The organism is Microbacterium sp. SL75, from assembly GCF_026625865.1.
GTDB lineage: Bacteria > Actinomycetota > Actinomycetes > Actinomycetales > Microbacteriaceae > Microbacterium.
Genome location: NZ_CP113067.1, coordinates 2,929,137 through 2,947,582 on the forward strand (window position 1 = coordinate 2,929,137; position 18,446 = coordinate 2,947,582).

Here is an 18,446-nt window from a genome sequence, read left to right on the forward strand (position 1 = left end):
GTGCCGGTGTCAGCTTCCCGCGCGGTGGTGGAGCCAGAGAACGCCGAGGGGCGGGAGGGTCAGGGTGGCGCTTCCGCGGCCGTCCGTGTCGACGGCGCCGAAGTTTCCTTGACCCGAACCGCCGAACACTTCGGCATCGCTGTTGAGGATCTCGCTCCAGGTCCCCGATTCGGGCAGATCCAGCGGGAAATCGGTCAGCGGGACGCCCGAGAAGTTGCAGACGACCACGATGGTGTTGCCGTGATGATCGCGGCGCGCGAACGCGAGCACGTTCGGGTTCCACGCGGGAGCGCCGAGACGCGAGAATGCCGCACCGTCGTGATCGCGCGACCAGAGGGCCGCCTGATCCTTGTAGACGCGGTTCAGCTCGGCGACGAAGGAGTGCAGCTGCTTGTGAGAGGGCTGGTCGAGCATCCACCAATCGATGCTGCGGGACTCCGACCATTCCGACATCTGGCCGAACTCCTGGCCCATGAACAGCAGCTGCTTTCCGGGATGGCCCCACATGTAGGCCAGGAACGCGCGCATGTTGGCGAGCTTCTGCCAGTGGTCTCCCGGCATCCGGCCGAAGAGGCTGCCCTTGCCGTGCACGACCTCGTCGTGACTGATCGGCAGGACGAAGTTCTCGCTGAACGAGTACACGAAGGAGAACGACAGCTCGCCCTCGTGATGGGAGCGGTACATCGGGTCGCGCCCGATGTACTGCAGCGAGTCGTTCATCCAGCCCATGTTCCACTTGAACCCGAAGCCGAGGCCCGCGTGAGAGGTGGGGGCGGTGACCCCCGGGAAGCTGGTCGACTCCTCGGCTATCAGGGCGATGCCCGGGTAGCGCTTGTATGAAGTCGCGTTGACTTCCTGCAGGAAGCGGATGGCTTCGAGGTTCTCACGTCCACCGAACTGGTTGGGCGCCCATTCACCGTCGTTGCGGGAGTAGTCGAGGTAGAGCATGGAGGCCACGGCATCCACCCGCAGGCCGTCGACGTGAAACTCCTCGAACCAGTACAGCGCGTTGGCGACGAGGAAGTTGCGCACCTCGTTGCGGCCGTAGTCGAAGATGAGCGTTCCCCAGTCCTTGTGCTCTCCGCGACGGGGATCGGGGTGCTCGTACAGCGCCTCGCCGTCGAAGCGCGCGAGGGCGAAGTCGTCCTTGGGGAAGTGCCCGGGGACCCAGTCCATGATCACGCCGATACCGGCTCGGTGCAGGCGGTCGATCAGGTAGCGCAAGTCGTCGGGGGAGCCGAAACGGCTGGTGGGGGCGTAGTAGCCCGACACCTGGTAGCCCCACGATCCGCCGAAGGGGTGTTCGGCGAGGGGCAGGAACTCGACGTGGGTGAAGCCCTGAGCACCCACGTAGTCGATGATCTCGTCGGCGGCCTCGCGGTACGACAGGCCCTGCTTCCACGAGCCGAGGTGGAGCTCGTAGATCGACATCGGCCGGTCGAGCGGTGCGGTGCGCGAACGCTCTTCGATCCACTCGTCGTCGGCCCAGTCGTACTCGGATGCGGTGACGACGGATGCCGTGGCGGGAGGCACCTCGGCGAGACGGGCCATGGGGTCGGCCTTCTCGATCCACTGGCCGGCGCGGGTGAGGATCTCGAACTTGTAACGGGTGCCGACGCCGATACCGGGGACGAAGACCTCCCAGACACCGCTGCCGCCCATCGAGCGCATGGCGTGTCCGGCCCCGTCCCAGCCGTTGAAGTCGCCGATCACACGCAGGGCGCGCGCATCGGGGGCCCAGACGGTGAAAGCGGTGCCGGCCGAACCGTCGAGCTCTCGCACGTGCGCACCCAGGACGCGCCAGAGCTCTTCGTGGCGGCCCTCGGTGATGAGGTGCAGGTCGAGCTCGCCGAGGGAGGGCGCGTGGCGGTACCCGTCGTCGGACACGTGCTCGGAACCGTCGTAGGACGCACGCACGGTGTAGGCGCCGGGGTAGGTCTCGACGGGCGCCTCCCAGATGCCTCCGCGCACGTGCTCCAACGCAACCGCCGTACCGTCGGCGAGCTCGGCGACCACCTCGCGGGCGAGGGGGCGCCGCGAGCGGATGACCCACCCGGCGCCCGTCTCGTGCACACCCAACACACTGTGCGGGTCGTGGTGGGCGCCGTGGGCGACGGCGTCCAGGATCTCGGGGGGAAGAGAGGTCATCGGTTCTCCTTGACGTGCAGGATGTGCACCGGCTCGACGAAGGCGTCGAGGCGCACGAAGTTGTGGTCGGCCCAGGTCCAGACCTGGCCCGTCACGAGGTCCTCGACCTCGTACGAGACGCCGGGTTCGATGCCGAACACGGTCGTGTCGAGGTGCACGGTGCTCTCGCGGGCGGAATGCGGATCGACGTTCGCGACGACGATGATCGTGTCGCTGGAACCGGTGGGGGAGAGCTCTGCGGTCAGGTGCTTGGAGTAGACGAGGATCGAGTCGTCGTCACTCCAGTGGATGTCGAGGTTGCGCAGCTGCAGCAGGGCCGGGTGCGCACGACGCGCCGCGTTGAGCATCCGAATGTACGGGGCGAGCGAGTCGCCCGCGGCCTCGGCGCCGGCCCAGTCGCGGAACTTGTACTCGAACTTCTCGTTGTCGATGTTCTCTTCGGCACCCGGGCGCGCGACGTTCTCGAACAGCTCGTAGCCCGCGTACACCCCGTAGGTGGGCGCCGCCGTCGCGGCGATCGCGGCGCGGATCTTGTACGCCGGGCGGCCGCCGAACTGCAGGTACTCGGTGAGGATGTCGGGAGTGTTGACGAAGAGGTTGGGCCGCAGGAAGTCGGAGGTCTCGTGAGCGAGGCCGCCGAGGAACTCCTCGAGCTCCTCCTTCGTGTTGCGCCACGTGAAGTACGTGTAGCTCTGCTGGAACCCGGCCATCGCGAGTCCCTGCAGGGGGGCGGGGCGCGTGAACGCCTCGGCGAGGAACACCGCTCCGGGTTCCTCGGCGCTGACGGTGGCGATGAGCCACTCCCAGAACTGCAGGGGCTTGGTGTGGGGGTTGTCGACGCGGAAGATCGTGACGCCCTGCGCGATCCAATGGCGCACGATTCGCAGGACCTCTGCGCGGATACCCTCAGGGTCGTTGTCGAAGTTGATCGGGTAGATGTCCTGGTACTTCTTGGGCGGGTTCTCGGCGAACGCGATCGAGCCATCGGGCAGCGTCGTGAACCACTCGGGGTGCTCCGTGACCCAGGGATGGTCGGGCGAGGCTTGGAGCGCCAGGTCGAGAGCGACCTCGATGTCGTTCTCACGGGCGGCCTGCACGAAGGCGCGGAAATCGTCGAGCGTTCCGAGGTCGGGATGCACGGCGTCGTGCCCGCCCGCGGCGGCGCCGATCGCCCAGGGCGAGCCCGGGTCGCCCGGCTCGGTGACGAGGGTGTTGTTCGGGCCCTTGCGGTTGGTCTGTCCGATCGGGTGGATCGGCGGGAGGTAGAGGACGTCGAAGCCCATGTCGGCGACGGCCGGGAGGCGCTCGGCGGCGGTGCGGAAGGTGCCGCTGACCACACTGCCGTCCTCGGCGCGACGCGCACCCTCGGACCGGGGGAAGAACTCGTACCAGGCGCCGACGCCGGCGCGTTCGCGTTCCACGAGCAGCTCGGCATCCCGTCCGACCGATACCAGGCCCATCATCGGGCGCGCTTCGAAAAGCGACGCGATCTCGGGATCGCGGACGATCTGGAGGGCGGTGTCGTCGTGCACGTCCGGGTCGCGCAGCGCGCGGGCCGCGTCGTAGAGACGGTCTTTGTCGCTGGCCGGGCGCTTCTTCTCGCCGCGAGCACGGTCGAACAGCTGCGCGCCCATCTCGCGCATGAGCGCGACGTCGATGCCTGCCGCGATCTTGAGCTCGGCGGCGTGCTCCCAGGTGGCGAAGTCGTCGGCGAAGGACTCGAACCGGAACCGCCAGATTCCCTGCTCGAGGGGTGCCACGAGTGTCGACCAGCGGTCGAAGCCGTCGTTCAGCGGGCTCAGACGGTGCAGCGATTCGTCGCCCGACGGCGAGAACAGGCGCACCTGCACGCCGATGCGGTCGTGGCCCTCGCGGAACGCCGTGACGGTGAACGGCACGGCCTCGCCCACGTACGCGGAAGGCCGGAAGCGGCCACCCGGAACGCTCGGATGCGGCAGCGCCATGGGGATGCGCGGGGTGACCACGCTGCGCGAGGTGGGCGTCGGCTTGACCGGACGCACGGGAATCGAGGCGGCGCTGCGCCAGGGCAGCTCGGGCGAGGGAGTCGTCGTGGTGGCCACGGTCCGAACCTATCGCGGGCCACCGACGTTGCCGTACGGTTTCGCTCGGCCTTGACAGCGGGCCCGGATCAGTCGACGCGGAACAGGCGCATGCTGGCCCCGGCGACGGGGACCACGTCTCCGGGAGCGAAACGCTCGGCCTGGTCGGACGGCCTCTCGTCTGCGCTCGACCACAGCGAGACGTACCGCGCGCCCTCGAGCTCGGGGAGGACGATCTCGGTGGCTGCCTCGGTGCCGTGGACGACGAGCAGCACGCGGTTGGGCTCCTCGTCCTCGGGCGTCGAGGTCGCCAGATACTGCAGCGTCCGGTGCGCGGGGTCGTTCCAGCCGTCGATCGACATCGTCTCGCCGCGTTCGTCGAACCATTCCATGACGGATGCCGAGGGGATGACCTCGCCGAGCCGGGCGAATCGTCGCGGGCGCAGCGCGGGGTTCTCGCGCCGGAGCTGCGTGAGCCGCTGCGTGTGCGCGAAGAGATCGCGCTGCCACGGCGCCAGGTCCCACGAGAGCCAGGTGAGCGCGGAGTCGTGGCAGTAGGCGTTGTTGTTCCCGCGCTGCGTGCGCCCCATCTCGTCGCCGGCCGTGATCATGGGCACTCCCGCCGAGAGCAGCAGAGTACCCATGAGGTTGCGCATGGCTTTGCGTCGGGTGGCGAGCACGCGCTCGTCGTCGGTGCGCCCTTCGGCGCCGTGGTTGAAGGACCGGTTCGTGTCGGCCCCGTCGCGATTCTGCTCGCCGTTGCCGAGGTTGTGCTTGACGTCGTACGACACGAGGTCACGCAGTGTGAAACCGTCGTGAGCGGTGACGAAATTGACGCTCGCGAGCGGGCCGCGCTCCTCGCTGAAGGTGTTGGACGACCCCGCGAGCCGCGTGGCGAAGCCCCCGATCCCGACGGGGGCGGTGGCGGCCCGACGTGCGTAGTCGATGTCGCTCAGCCAGAAGTTGCGGACGCGGTCGCGGTACCGATCGTTCCACTCGAGCCAGCCCTCGCCGAAGTTGCCGGTCTGCCAGCCGCCCATTCCGACGTCCCACGGTTCGGCGATCAGCTTGGTGCTCGCCAACCGGTCGTCGTCGCGGATCGCCTGGAGCAGGGGATGCTCGGGCGTGAACGAATGGTGCTCGTCGCGACCGAGGGTGACCGCCAGATCGAAGCGGAAGCCGTCGATCTGGACCTCTTCGCTCCAGTACCTCAACGAATCCAGGATCAGACGCGCGGCGGCGTCCGTCGAGGTGTTCACGGCGTTGCCGCAGCCGGTCTCGTCGATGTACGCGCCCTCGGCTGTCTGCCGGTAGTAGGCCCTGTTGTCGAGGCCGCGCAGGCTCGTGCGGGGGCCGCCGATGCCCTCTTCCGCCGTGTGGTTGTAGACGACGTCGAGAAGAACCTCCAGGCCCGCCTCGTGGAGGAGTTTCACCATGCCCTTGAACTCGCGCAGCACCGCTTCGGGCCCCTCGGCGCGGCTCGCCGCTGTGGCGTAGGGAGCGTGGGGGGTGAAGAAGTTCAGCGAGTTGTAGCCCCAGTAGTTCGACAGTCCGAGCTGCAGCAGCCGCGGCTCGGTGGCGAAGGCGTGCACCGGCAGCAGCTCGACGCTGGTCACCCCGAGGGAGAGCAGGTGGTCGATCATCGCGGGGTGCGCGAGACCCGCATACGTTCCGTGGAGGGCGGGCGGAATGAACGGATGCCGCTTGGTGAGGCCCTTCACGTGACCCTCGTAGATGACCGTGCGGTCGAGGGGCACGCGCGGCTTGGCCGAGCTGCCCCAGTCGAAGGATCCGTCCACGACCACCGAGCGCCAATCGCCGTAGCTGCCCGACACGAGCCCGCGGGAGTACGGCTCGATGAGAAGCGACTGCGGGTTGAAGGTGTGTCCCGGCCCGTGCGGTCCGCCGACGCGGATCGCGTACCGGGCGCCGGGGCGGAGCAGTGCGGTGGTCGCCTCGAAGACGCCCTCGCCGACGGGGTCCATGGTGATCGTCTCGGTCGCCCAGTCGAGGTCGAGGTCGTCGAAGACGAGCAGCTGCATCGCGTCGGCCGACCCGGACCAGACGCGCAGCGTGCCGCCGTCGGGGCCGAGGCGCACCCCCAGGTCGTCGAGGGACGAGCTGAGCAGGGCGGGGCGAGCGGGCAGGACAGTCTCGGGTCGGGACATGCGTCTTAGGCTAGTGAAAGGCGCGGGAGATACGGGGAGGGTGAGGATGCGGGTTTACCTCGATCACGCGGCGACCACCCCTCTGCGCCCCGAAGCGCGCGAAGCGTGGCTCGCTGCCCACGACGTGCTCGGCAACCCCTCGTCGATCCATGCCGCGGGGCAGGATGCCCGGCGTCTCCTCGAAGACGCGCGCGAGAGCGTCGCCGCGGTCCTGGGGTGCCAGCCCATCGAGGTGGTCTTCACCTCGGGTGGCACCGAGTCCGCCAACCTCGCCCTGAAGGGCCTGTGGTGGTCGCGTCAGCCGGCGACGGACGCGATCGTGCTGCCCGACGGGGAGCACCACGCGACGCTGGACGCCGTGGGGTGGCTCGCTGCGACGCAGGACGCGCAGGTGCGCGCCGCGCCCCTCGATCCGCTCGGACGCATCGACGTCGAGGCGTTCTTGACCGTTCTGCCCGGTGCTGCCCTCGCCACCGCGCTCGTGGCGAGCAACGAGGTGGGAACGATCCAGGATGCCGCCGATCTGGCCTTGCGCGCGCACGAGGCCGGAGTGCCGCTGCACCTGGACGCCGTCTCGGCGCTCGGCCAGATCACGGTGGACTTCGCCGCGTGGCGCGGGGCGGGCACCGATTCCTCCGGGCTCGTCGCGATGTCGGTGTCGGCTCACAAGGTCGGCGGTCCGGTCGGCGTCGGTGCAGCGGTCGTCTCGCGACACGCCCGCCTCACGCCCCTCGTCCACGGCGGCGGGCAGCAGCGCAGCCTCCGTGCCGGCACCCAGGACGTCGCGGGAGCCGCCGCCTTCGCCGCCGCGATCACGGCGGCCGAGCACGAGCGCCGCGACGAGGCCGTGCGTCTCGAGGCCCTGCGGGATCGCCTGGTGGCCGGCATCCGCTCGTCCATCCCTTCGGCCCGACTGCTCGGGCATCCCACCGAGCGTCTCCCCGGTAACGCGCACGTGCTCTTCCCGGATGCCGCGGGCGAGACGCTGCTCTTCCTGCTCGACATGGAGCAGATCGCGGTGTCGACGGGGTCCGCGTGTCAGGCCGGGGTCGCGGAGCCCTCGCACGTGGTTCTGGCTCTCGGGCTGGACGATCGTGCGGCGCGCTCGGTTCTGCGATTCACGCTCGGCCGCACCTCGACGGACGCCGACGTCGACGCCGTGCTCTCCCGTCTGCCCGATGCGTACGCCCGGGCCGTCGCATCCGGCGCCCGTTCAGACCGACGTTCGTAGACTGGGACGATGCGAGTTCTGGCGGCGATGAGCGGTGGGGTCGACTCCGCGGTGGCTGCGGCCCGCGCGGTGGAGGCGGGTCACGACGTGGTCGGCGTACACCTGGCGCTGTCGCGCGCCGGGGGGACTCTCCGCGCCGGTAGCCGCGGCTGCTGCACGATCGAAGACGCCATGGACGCACGGCGTGCCGCCGACAAGCTCGGCATGCCCTTCTACGTCTGGGATTTCTCGGAGCGGTTCCGCGACGACGTGATCGATGACTTCGTGGCGGAGTACCGTGCCGGGCGCACCCCGAATCCCTGCATGCGCTGCAACGAGAAGATCAAGTTCGCCGCGCTTCTGGAGCGCGCGCTGGAGCTCGGCTTCGACGCCGTGTGCACGGGTCACTACGCCACGCTCGTCGATACGCCCGACGGGCGCGAGCTGCATCGGGCTTCCGACAACGCGAAGGACCAGTCCTACGTGCTGGGCGTGCTCACGGCCGAGCAGCTCGCTCACACCTACTTCCCGCTCGGTTCGACGCCCTCGAAGGCGCTCGTGCGCGCCGAGGCGGAGGAGCGCGGGCTGTCGGTGGCGCAGAAGCCCGACAGCCACGACATCTGCTTCATCCCCGACGGCGACACGCGCGGCTGGCTCGCCAACAAGGTCGGTGCCGAGCGCGGAGAGATCCTCGATCGCACAGGTGCGGTGGTCGGCACGCACGAGGGGGCGCACGCCTTCACGGTCGGTCAGCGTCGCGGCCTGCAACTGGGGGTTCCCGCGGCCGACGGCAAACCGCGATTCGTGCTCGAGGTCCGCCCGATCAACAACACGGTCGTGGTCGGCCCCAAGGAGGCGCTCGCGTGCTCCGAGATCGCGGGGGAGCGCTTCACCTGGGCGGGTCGGGCACCCTCGTCGACCTCTTTCGCGTGTCACGCGCAGATCCGCGCGCACGCCGATCCCGTCCCGGCGACGGCCGAGCTCGTCGACGGTGTGCTGACGGTGCGTCCCGAGACGCCGTTCGACGGTGTGGCGCCCGGGCAGACCGCGGTGCTCTACGACGGCACGCGCGTGCTCGGGCAGTTCACGATCGATCGGACGGTGTCGGCGGTTCCGGTCGAGGCGTGACCGGTGAGGGACTTGGTGGTGCAAGGCCCTCCGAGGATGTCGGAACCCCTCCCTAAGCTGGATGAGTGACCGAGCACGATCAGCTTCCCGACCTCACCCTCGATGAGGCACGCGCCGAGGCGGGCGAACTCACGCAGCGCATCGTCGGCGCGCGCGACGCCTACTACGGGCGCGATGCCGAGGTCGTCGACGACGCGACCTACGACGGGTGGATGCACCGGCTCGAGGCGCTCGAACGCCTTCACCCCGAGCTGCAGGGGCAGGACAGCCCCACTCTGTCGGTGGGCGCGGCCGAGGCCACCGATCTCGCGACGATCGAGCACGCCGAGCGCATGCTCAGCCTCGACAACGTCTTCTCTCCCGACGAGCTTCGCGACTGGGCCGTCAAGACCGAGGCCGCCGCGGGCCGAAAGGTGCACTGGCTGAGCGAGTTGAAGATCGACGGGCTCGCGATCAGCCTGCGTTACGAGAACGGGGTGCTCACCTCGGCCGCGACGCGCGGCGACGGGCGGGTGGGCGAGATCGTGACCGAGAACGCGCTGCGTCTGGCCGACATCCCGCGTGAGCTCTCGGGTGAGGGCCACCCCGCGATCGTCGAGGTGCGAGGCGAGGTCTTCATCCCCGTCGCGTCCTTCGAGGACCTCAATCGCCGGCAGGGCGAGCTCCGGGAGCGCGCGCTGGCCGAGGCGCGCGAGCGTGCGGCCGGTCGTCGCGGTGGACGCGCGTTCGACGAAGAGAAGGCCGAGATCGCCGCGGCGCGGCGGTTCCCCGCCTTCGCGAACCCTCGCAATGCGGCCAGCGGCGGTCTGCGTCAGCAGATCGACAAGAAGAGCGGCCTCGAGCTCGAGGCGGGGCTTGCGCGGATCGCCTCGCTCAAGCTTTACGTGCACGGCATCGGAGCCTGGCAGAACCCGCCCGTCGCAGCGCAGAGCGAGATCTACGACCTGCTGGCTTCCTGGGGCCTGCCCACCTCGCCGTACAGTCGCGTCGAGTCGTCGATCGACGGGGTACTCGCCTTCGTGGCGCACCACGGCGAGCACCGACACGACGTCGAGCACGAGATCGACGGAGTGGTCGTCAAGGTCGACGAGCTCGCGCTGCACGACGAGCTCGGGGCCACCAGCCGCGCACCGCGCTGGGCGATCGCCTACAAGTACCCGCCCGAGCAGGTGAACACGAAGCTCCTCGACATCGTCGTCTCGGTCGGACGCACCGGTCGTGCGACGCCCTTCGCGGTCATGGAACCCGCCAAGGTCGCCGGCAGCGTCGTCCGCCAGGCCACCCTGCACAACCAGGACGTGGTGAAGGTCAAGGGCGTGCTCATCGGCGACACGGTCGTGCTGCGCAAGGCCGGCGACGTCATCCCCGAGGTTCTGGGGCCCGTGGTCGAGCTGCGCGACGGCAGCGAACGCGCATTCGTCATGCCCGCGGACTGCCCCGAGTGCGGCACCCCCTTGCGACCGGCGAAAGAGGGCGACATCGACCTGCGGTGCCCGAACGCTCGTTCCTGCCCCGCCCAGGTGCGTGGACGTGTCGAACACATCGGCTCGCGCGGAGCGCTCGACGTCGAAGCTCTCGGCGAGGTCACCGCGGCAGCGCTGACCCAACCCGAGGTCCCCGACCAGCCACCGCTCGACACCGAGGCGGGGCTGTTCGATCTGACCGTCGACGAGCTCGTGCCCATCGAGGTGATCGTGCGCGACTCCGAAACGGGCGAGCGCAAGGTCGACCCCGACACCGGCGAGCTCGTGCGTCGCCTGCCGTTCCAGAAGCTCTCGCCCGCGACGTACCCCCCGGGCACCGAAGACCTCGATCCTGCGGAGCGCCGTCGGCGCGGCATCCGCAAGGACTATCGCGAGGTCCGCCCCTCCGAGCAGGCGACGAAGCTGATCGCCGAGCTCGACAAGGCCAAGACCAAGGACCTCTGGCGACTGCTCGTCTCGCTGAACATCCGTCACGTCGGTCCCGTCGCGGCCCGCGCTCTGGCCCAGTGGTTCGGGTCCCTCGATGCCATCCGCGCGGCGTCGCGCGAAGAACTCGCCGCCGTCGAGGGCGTGGGGGGGATCATCGCGGACGCCGTGATCGATTGGTTCGAGGTCGACTGGCACCGCGAGATCGTCGAACGGTGGGCCGCGGCCGGGGTGCGCTTCTCGATCCCGGGTCACCCCGGGCCGGGGGCCGCGGAGGCCGCGGGCGGAGTGCTCTCGGGCGTGACCGTCGTGGCCACGGGCTCGCTCGAGGGTTATACCCGCGAGGGCGCGCAAGAGGCGATCCTGTTGGCGGGCGGAAAGGCCGCATCGAGCGTGTCGAAGAAGACCGACTTCGTCGCCGCGGGGCCGGGCGCCGGGTCGAAGCTCGCGAAGGCCGAAGAGCTGGGCGTGCGGATCCTCGATGCCGCGCAGTTCCGCATCCTCGTCGAGCAGGGACCCGCGGCCCTGGACGGCGCGACAGACGGGGTCGAGGCGGGCAGCTCCGAGCCCGACGAGCCAGACGAGCGCGCCGCGTCCGCAGGCTGAGAGAACGAGAGAGGGCGGGAGTCGAAGCCCCCGCCCTCTCTGCTCGGTCGTGTCCGGCGTCAGCCGGCGCAGGCCGTTGCAGCCTCGGTGAAGCTCGACTGCAGAGTGCTGATCTGGTCGCTCAGCCCGCTGGCCTTCGACGGGTCCGCGACGACGGTCTCGAGGTACGCGGCGTAGTTGCTGAGCGCACCGCTGGCCTTCTGCGCCGCGGGCGCGATCTCTTCATTGGTGATCGACGAGAACTGGGTGCCGACGTCGGATGCGAGCTGCTTGAACGCCGTGAGCGTCGCCTGCGGGTCGGAACTGTCGACCGTGCTGCCCGCACCGCTGACCGCCTGGAACTGCTCGCGGACGATGTCGCAGGCCTCCGCCTTCGACTGGTCGCCCGCGGGAGCGGCGGGCGTTGCGGGCGCCGTGGTCTCCTGCGTGGTGGTGGTACCGCCGTCGTTCGAGCTGTTGTCGCTCGACTCGGCGGTGTTCGACGCGCCGCCCGAGCAGCCGGCGAGTAGGAGCAGCGCAGAGGCTGCGACGAGAGCGAACGGAGTGCGCTTGATGATCATGTGATTCCCCCAAGGTCACACCCGGGCACGACACGGCCCGGATTCGCCCACCGTATCGACCCCGTGGCCGGCCATGCCAATTCGACCCCTGCCCTTGCGCGACGAGCTCGGGTGTAGCAGGGACCGGGTCCTCAGCCCTCGAGGAGCCTGTCGCGCACCTGGCGCCGGAGCACCTTGCCGATGAGGGAGCGGGGGAGTTCGTCGACCACGACGATCCGCTTCGGCACCTTGTACGGCGTCAGGATGCCGCGGGCGAACGCCCGCACCGCCTCGCCGTCGAACTCGCCCGGCGACGACGGCACCACCGCGGCGATGACCTCTTCGCCCGAGTGCTCGCTCGGCACGCCGACGACCGCGACATCCACGACAGAGGGGTGCTGACGCAGCACGTTCTCGACCTCGGTGGGGGCGACGTTGAAGCCGCCCGTGATGATGAGCTCCTTGATGCGGTCGACGATCCGGACGAACCCGCCGTCGTCGATCGTGACGATGTCTCCGGTGCGGAACCACCCGTCGACGAAGACCGCCTCGGTCTCTTCGGGTTTGCCGTAGTAGCCGGAGAAGACCTGCGGACCGCGCACGAGCAGTTCTCCGCGCTCGACGTCCGTGCGGGGATCGTCGGGGTCGACCACGCGGCACTCGGTGCCGGGAAGGGGCAGGCCGACGGTGCCCGCGACCCGGTTGTCGGCCACGGGATTGGCCATGAGCACGGGGGAGCACTCGCTCAACCCGTAACCCTCGACGAGGAACCCGCCGGTGGCCTGCTCGAAGGGGACGACCAGGGAGTGCGGGAGCGCCATGGCCCCCGAGATCGCGACATCCGTGCCGGTGAGGGACACCCCCTTCTCGTTCGCGGCCGCGAGCAGGCGCTCGGCGATCGGTGGCACCAGCGGAAGGAACGTCGCGGGGTGCTTCTTCGTGACCTCGAGCACGAGGTCGGGGTCGAACTTCGGGAACAGCACGAGACGCGCGCCCATCGACATCGCGAAAGTCAGGCACAACGTCAGGCCGTAGGCGTGGAACATCGGCAGCACCGCGTAGACGACGCAGCCCTCGCCGCGCACGATCTGCGGTACCCAGGCCCGTGCTTGCGCGGCGTTGGCGAGGAGGTTCGCGTGGGTGAGCATCGCCCCCTTGGGGGTCCCGGTCGTGCCGCTCGTGTACTGGATGATCGCCAGATCCGTCGAGCCCGGCCGAGGGTGCGTCTCGGGAAGGGGCTGGTGGCGTGTCAGGTCGGCCCAGCGGTCGGCATCCTGGGTCTTCGTCGTCAGGGCGGCACGGGCCTCGCGTGCCCTGGCGATCGGCAGACGCAGGGCGAGTCGGGTGCGCAGCGGCATGGCGGTGGTCACATCGACCGAGACGAGCGTGTCGACCTTCAGATCTGCGGGAAATTCCTGCACGGTCGCGACGACCTTGCTCCACACGATGGCGTGCTTCGCGCCGTGGTCCTCGAACTGCTTGCGGAGCTCCCGCGGCGTGTAGAGCGGATTGTGCTCGACCCACGACCGCACCCAGTCGCAGCACGGCGTAGAACGCCACGATGTGCTGCGGGCAGTTCGGCAATACGAGGGCGACCGGATCCCCCGCCTTGACGCCGCGCTCTGCGAGAGCACTGGCGACGCGGGCGATCTGGTCGGACATCTCGGCGTAGGAGGTCTCACGGCCGAAGAACTGCAGGGCCGGGGCGTCGGGGTAATCCCGCACCGAGGCGTCGACGATGTCGACGAGCGACCCGCCCTGGGGCGCCAGGTCTTCGGGCACCCCCGCGGCATAGCTCGAGGTCCAGGGGCGCGGCGGATCGAAGCTCGTCACCCCGCCAGCCTATGGGCGCGTACGCGGCGGGGTCGAGGCGGGCGCGGCACCGCGCGCGAACTAGACTTGCCGGGTGTCTGAAATCACTCCTGATCTCGTGCGCCATCTCGGTGTGCTCGCCCGGATCCAGTTGAGCGACGAGGAGGTCCAGAGCCTCACCGGTCAGCTGGATGCCATCGTCGACAACATCGCGAAGGTGTCCGAGGTGGCGACCCCCGAGGTCGTCGCGACGAGCCACCCGATCCCGCTCGAGAACGTCTTCCGCCCCGATGTCGTGCAGCAGCAGCTCACGCGCGAGCAGGTGCTCCAGAACGCTCCCGACCAGGCCGACGGCCGTTTCCGTGTGACCGCGATCCTGGGAGAAGAGCAGTGACCGACCTCACCCGCCTGACCGCGGCCGACCTGGCCGCCAAGCTCGCCTCGTCCGAGGTGTCGAGCGTCGAGGCCACGCGAGCGCACCTCGACCGCATCGCCGCCGTCGACGGCGACGTGCACGCCTTCCTGCACGTGAGCGATCACGCCCTCGAGGTGGCCGCCGACATCGACCGCCGTCGCGCGGCGGGCGAGCAGCTCCACGAGCTCGCGGGCGTCCCACTCGCCGTCAAGGACGTGCTCGTGACCACTGACATGCCCTCCACGAGCGGGTCGAAGATCCTCGAGGGGTACATGTCGCCGTACGACGCGACCGTCGTCGCGCGCTCGCGCGCCGCCGGTCTCGTACCCCTCGGCAAGACGAACATGGACGAGTTCGCGATGGGCTCGTCCACCGAGTTCTCGGCCTACGGTCCCACCCGCAACCCCTGGGATCTCGACCGCATCCCCGGCGGCTCCGGCGGCGGGTCGGCTGCGGCCGTCGCCGCTTTCGAGGCGCCGCTGGCCCTCGGCTCCGACACCGGCGGCTCGATCCGCCAGCCGGCGCACGTCACGGGCACCGTGGGAGTGAAGCCGACCTACGGCGGCGTGAGCCGTTACGGCGCGATCGCCCTGGCATCCAGCCTCGATCAGGTGGGGCCCGTCACACGCACCGTGCTCGATGCGGGGCTTCTGCACGACGTCATCGGCGGGCACGACGCGAACGATTCGACCTCGCTCTCCGACGCGTGGCCGTCGTTCGCCGCCGCCGCCCGCGAGGGCGCGACCGGAGAGGTCCTCAAGGGCCTCAAGGTCGGCGTCATCCGCGAACTCGACGACCGCGGCTTCCAGAAGGGCGTGTCCGACTCGTTCCGCTCGTCGCTGGCGGCCATGGAGGCGCAGGGCGCCGAGATCGTCGACATCAGCGCCCCGCACTTCGAGTACGGCGTCGCCGCGTATTACCTCATCCTCCCCGCCGAAGCCTCGAGCAACCTCGCGAAGTTCGACTCGGTGCGCTTCGGGATGCGGGTGAACCCGCAGGGGGCAGCCACCGTCGAGAACGTCATGGCGCTCACGCGAGACGCGGGCTTCGGCCCCGAGGTCAAGCGTCGCATCATCCTGGGCACCTACGCCCTGTCCGCGGGCTACTACGACGCCTACTACGGCAGCGCGCAGAAGGTCCGCACGCTCATCCAGCAGGACTTCGACGCCGCTTTCGCGCAGGTCGACGTGATCGCGACGCCGTCGGCACCGACCACGGCCTTCCGACTGGGCGAGAAGATCGACGACCCGCTGCAGATGTACCTGAACGACGTGACGACGATCCCCGCGAACCTCGCGGGAGTCCCCGGCATCTCGGTGCCGAGCGGTCTCGCCGCCGAAGACGGCCTGCCCGTCGGCATCCAGTTCCTCGCCCCCGCTCGCGAGGACGCGCGTCTGTACCGCGTCGGTGCGGCGCTCGAAGCGCTGCTCGTCGACCAATGGGGCGGACCGCTGCTCGACAAAGCCCCTTCCCTCACGAACGGAGCGTCGCTCTGATGGCGAAAGACGCACTCATGGACTTCGACGAGGCGCTCGAGATGTTCGAGCCCGTCCTCGGCTTCGAGGTGCACGTCGAGCTGAACACGGCTACGAAGATGTTCTCGGCCGCACCCAACCCCGCGAACGAGGCCAACCACGGTGCCGAGCCGAACACGCTCGTCGCGCCGGTCGACATGGGTCTTCCCGGAGCCCTTCCCGTGGTGAACGCCGAGGCGATCCGCTCGTCGATCAGCCTGGGCCTGGCGCTGGGGTGCTCTATCGCTGCGTCGAGCCGGTTCGCGCGGAAGAACTACTTCTATCCCGATCTCGGTAAGAACTATCAGATCTCCCAGTACGACGAGCCGATCGCCTTCGAGGGCTCGGTCGAGGTCGAACTCGAAGACGGCACCATCGTGACCGTGCCCATCGAGCGTGCGCACATGGAAGAAGACGCGGGCAAGCTGACCCACATGGGCGGCGCGACCGGTCGCATCCAGGGCGCCGAGTACTCGCTGGTCGACTACAACCGCGCGGGCGTCCCCCTCGTCGAGATCGTCACCAAGCCGATCTTCGGCGCCGAGCACGCCGCTCCCGCTCTGGCGAAGGCGTACGTCGCGACCATCCGCGACATCGTGCGCGGTCTGGGTATCTCCGAGGCCAAGCTCGAGCGCGGGAACCTCCGCTGCGACGCCAACGTCTCGTTGCGCCCCCGCGGCCAGGAGAAGCTGGGCACGCGCACCGAGACGAAGAACGTCAACTCGATGCGTTCGGTGGAGCGTGCGGTGCGCTACGAGATCCAGCGTCAGGCGGCGATCCTCGCCAAGGGCGGCACCATCACGCAAGAGACGCGTCACTGGCACGAGGACACGGGTCGCACCTCGCCGGGTCGTCCGAAGTCGGATGCCGACGACTACCGTTACTTCCCCGAGCCAGACCTGCTGCCGGTCGTGCCCGCTCCCGAGCTGATCGAGGAGCTGCGCGCCGCACTGCCGGAGCCGCCGGCGGCACGTCGTCGCCGGCTCAAGGCCGAGTGGGGCTTCACCGACCTCGAGTTCCAGGACGTCGCCAACGGCGGACTGCTCGACGCGGTGGCCGACACGATCGCCGCGGGTGCTGCGCCGGCTTCTGCCCGCAAGTGGTGGACGGGGGAGATCACCCGCGTCGCCAACGCGCAGGAGCGCGACGCCGCCGATCTCGTATCGCCCGAGAACGTCGCCGCCCTGCAGAAGCTGATCGACGCCGGGACCCTCACCGACAAGCTGGCGCGCCAGGTGCTCGAGGGTGTCATCGCCGGCGAGGGCACCCCGCAGGAGGTCGTCGACGCCCGCGGTCTCGCCGTCGTCTCGGATGACGGAGCGCTCATCGCGGCGATCGACGATGCCCTGGCGGCTCAGCCCGACGTACTCGCGAAGATCCGTGACGGCAAGGTTCAGGCCGCCGGCGCCGTCATCGGCGCGGTCATGAAGGCGATGAAGGGCCAGGCCGACGCCGCGCGCGTGCGCGAGCTCGTCCTGGAGCGCGCCGCCGCGCAGTAGGACTCCGGATGCCACGACCTCGGCCGTCTCGTACGGCTCGGGGTCGTGGCATCCGTCGTTCGCGGAGTTCCCTCTGCGGGGCCGGATCCGATGTCGGAGGTCCGGGAGAGAATGGATGCCATGGGACGAGGTGATGGGACGGGACGCATCGTCTCGCGCCCCGACGCCGACGACACGGGTGCGGGTATTCTGCACGTCGACATGGACGCGTTCTTCGCTTCCGTCGCGGTCCTCGACGATCCGTCGCTCGCGGGGAAGCCGCTGATCATCGGCGGCTCCGAGGGGCGCGGTGTCGTCTCGAGCGCCTCGTACGAAGCGCGCCGATACGGCGTCAAGTCGGCGATGCCGGTGGCCATCGCGCTGCGACTGTGCCCGACGGCGATCGTCGTGAATCCGCCGTATCACCGGTACACAGAGATGTCGCGACAGGTCATGGGGATCTTCCACGACGTTACGCCGCTGGTCGAGCCGCTCTCGATCGACGAGGCCTTTCTCGACGTCCGCGGCGCGAGACGACTCTGGGGGAGTCCCGGCACGATCGCCCGCGACCTTCGCGCGCGGGTGAAGGCCGAGACGGGGCTCACCTGCAGTATCGGTGTCGCCGCGACCAAACACGTCGCCAAGATGGCCTCGACGATCTCGAAGCCCGACGGACTGCTGGTCGTCGCGGCCGCCGACACCGAGGCGTTCCTTCGCCCTCGGTCGGTGCGGGCGCTGTGGGGCGTCGGGCCGAAGGCCGCCGAAGCACTCGAATCGCGCGGCATCCGTCTTGTCTCCGACGTCCTCGACACCCCGCGGCACGCGCTCGACCAGGTCCTCGGTGCGGCGATGGGGGAGCGGATCTGGCACCTCTCGCGCGGGATCGACGCTCGCGAGGTGCACACGGGCCGCACCGAGAAGAGCATCGGGCACGAAGAGACGTTCCACACCGACATCTCCGACACGCGCCTGTTGCACGTCGAGCTGCGACGGCTGGCCGATCGGGTCGGGGCGCGTCTTCGCGGGCAGCAGTATGAGGCGTCGACGATCTCGATCAAGGTGCGCTTCTCGGACTTCACGACCCTCAGCCGTTCGCGCACGCTGAAGGAGCCGACATCGGTCGGCCAGCGCATCGGCGACGCGGCGATCGAGCTCTTCGACGGGCTCGAGCGCCGGCAGGCCGTGCGCCTCGTCGGAGTCCGTGGAGAGAAGCTGAAGCCCGCGGTGATGGCCGCAACCCTGTGGGATGACGACGCCGAGTGGCGCCGCGTCGAAGGCGCCCTCGACGGTGCCACGGCGCGCTTCGGTCGGGGGGCGGTGACACGGGGATCGCTTCTGGGGCCGTCGCGCGGAGGGGGAGCGCTGCCGACGAATGCCCGCCCGTCGTACGATCACTGAACCGCCACCTGTCGTGGAGCGCTCCGTCGGCTTCTGGTGCACGGCCGGACGCCGTATGCA

General features: G+C 69.6%; 11 protein-coding genes and 1 pseudogene. 7 read left to right on the forward strand and 5 right to left on the reverse strand.

All coding sequences use genetic code 11. The annotated features are described in order from the left end of the window. Positions 1-9 precede the first annotated feature (9 nt). From glgB to glgX, 3 genes are all read right to left on the reverse strand, one after another. A complete protein-coding gene (gene glgB, locus OVA17_RS13875; RefSeq protein WP_267787122.1) occupies positions 10-2,148 on the reverse strand; it encodes a 1,4-alpha-glucan branching protein GlgB in 2,139 nt (712 codons plus the stop codon). Continuing rightward, positions 2,145-4,112, reverse strand: a complete 1,968-nt coding sequence (locus OVA17_RS13880; RefSeq protein WP_267789404.1) for an alpha-1,4-glucan--maltose-1-phosphate maltosyltransferase — start codon at positions 4,110-4,112, stop codon at positions 2,145-2,147. Before OVA17_RS13880 ends, glgB begins: the two co-directional genes overlap by 4 nt. A 185-nt stretch (positions 4,113-4,297) precedes the next feature. Continuing rightward, the gene (gene glgX, locus OVA17_RS13885; RefSeq protein WP_267787123.1) at positions 4,298-6,376 is read right to left on the reverse strand and encodes a glycogen debranching protein GlgX; all 2,079 of its coding nucleotides are present in this window, start codon (positions 6,374-6,376) and stop codon (positions 4,298-4,300) included. A gap of 46 nt (positions 6,377-6,422) precedes the next feature. Between glgX and OVA17_RS13890 the strand changes: the two genes are divergently transcribed. The 3 genes from OVA17_RS13890 to ligA all read left to right on the forward strand — a co-directional run bounded on the left by OVA17_RS13890 (position 6,423) and on the right by ligA (position 11,230). Then, on the forward strand, positions 6,423-7,607 hold the full coding sequence (locus OVA17_RS13890) for a cysteine desulfurase family protein (protein WP_267787124.1): 1,185 nt from the start codon (positions 6,423-6,425) through the stop codon (positions 7,605-7,607). A gap of 9 nt (positions 7,608-7,616) precedes the next feature. Continuing rightward, entirely contained in the window at positions 7,617-8,714 is a 1,098-nt protein-coding gene (gene mnmA, locus OVA17_RS13895; RefSeq protein ID WP_267787125.1) for a tRNA 2-thiouridine(34) synthase MnmA, read from the forward strand. A gap of 65 nt (positions 8,715-8,779) precedes the next feature. Beyond that, complete coding sequence (gene ligA, locus OVA17_RS13900) at positions 8,780-11,230, forward strand: NAD-dependent DNA ligase LigA (protein ID WP_267787126.1); 2,451 nt, start codon at positions 8,780-8,782, stop codon at positions 11,228-11,230. 59 nt (positions 11,231-11,289) lie between these two features. On the opposite strand, the gene OVA17_RS13905 is transcribed toward ligA, so the two are convergent. Together OVA17_RS13905 and OVA17_RS13910 are read right to left on the reverse strand one after the other, a co-directional pair. After that, positions 11,290-11,790, reverse strand: a complete 501-nt coding sequence (locus OVA17_RS13905) for a hypothetical protein (protein WP_267787127.1) — start codon at positions 11,788-11,790, stop codon at positions 11,290-11,292. 131 nt (positions 11,791-11,921) lie between these two features. Next, positions 11,922-13,602, reverse strand: a pseudogene (locus OVA17_RS13910) (long-chain-fatty-acid--CoA ligase). A 73-nt stretch (positions 13,603-13,675) separates the two neighbouring features. Here OVA17_RS13910 and gatC point away from each other — a divergent pair. The 4 genes from gatC (at position 13,676) to dinB (ending at position 18,386) form a co-directional block, all read left to right on the forward strand. Beyond that, the gene (gene gatC, locus OVA17_RS13915) at positions 13,676-13,975 is read left to right on the forward strand and encodes an Asp-tRNA(Asn)/Glu-tRNA(Gln) amidotransferase subunit GatC (protein WP_056230955.1); all 300 of its coding nucleotides are present in this window, start codon (positions 13,676-13,678) and stop codon (positions 13,973-13,975) included. Beyond that, complete coding sequence (gene gatA, locus OVA17_RS13920; RefSeq protein WP_267787128.1) at positions 13,972-15,492, forward strand: Asp-tRNA(Asn)/Glu-tRNA(Gln) amidotransferase subunit GatA; 1,521 nt, start codon at positions 13,972-13,974, stop codon at positions 15,490-15,492. The genes gatC and gatA overlap by 4 nt, the downstream gene beginning before the upstream one ends. Beyond that, a complete protein-coding gene (gene gatB, locus OVA17_RS13925; protein WP_267787129.1) occupies positions 15,492-17,009 on the forward strand; it encodes an Asp-tRNA(Asn)/Glu-tRNA(Gln) amidotransferase subunit GatB in 1,518 nt (505 codons plus the stop codon). Before gatA ends, gatB begins: the two co-directional genes overlap by 1 nt. Before the next feature lie 120 nt (positions 17,010-17,129). Beyond that, on the forward strand, positions 17,130-18,386 hold the full coding sequence (gene dinB, locus OVA17_RS13930) for a DNA polymerase IV (protein WP_267787130.1): 1,257 nt from the start codon (positions 17,130-17,132) through the stop codon (positions 18,384-18,386). Positions 18,387-18,446 lie beyond the last annotated feature (60 nt).

Excerpts from the sequence above, each read along its gene's own strand:
- glgX (WP_267787123.1), bottom strand. The coding sequence starts at position 6,376 with ATGTCCCGACCCGAGACTGTCCTGCCCGCTCGCCCCGCCCTGCTCAGC.
- OVA17_RS13905 (WP_267787127.1), bottom strand. The coding sequence starts at position 11,790 with ATGATCATCAAGCGCACTCCGTTCGCTCTCGTCGCAGCCTCTGCGCTG.
- gatB (WP_267787129.1), top strand. The coding sequence starts at position 15,492 with ATGGCGAAAGACGCACTCATGGACTTCGACGAGGCGCTCGAGATGTTC.
- mnmA (WP_267787125.1), top strand. The coding sequence starts at position 7,617 with ATGCGAGTTCTGGCGGCGATGAGCGGTGGGGTCGACTCCGCGGTGGCT.
- glgB (WP_267787122.1), bottom strand. The coding sequence starts at position 2,148 with ATGACCTCTCTTCCCCCCGAGATCCTGGACGCCGTCGCCCACGGCGCC.
- OVA17_RS13890 (WP_267787124.1), top strand. The coding sequence starts at position 6,423 with ATGCGGGTTTACCTCGATCACGCGGCGACCACCCCTCTGCGCCCCGAA.
- OVA17_RS13880 (WP_267789404.1), bottom strand. The coding sequence starts at position 4,112 with ATGGCGCTGCCGCATCCGAGCGTTCCGGGTGGCCGCTTCCGGCCTTCC.
- dinB (WP_267787130.1), top strand. The coding sequence starts at position 17,130 with ATGGGACGAGGTGATGGGACGGGACGCATCGTCTCGCGCCCCGACGCC.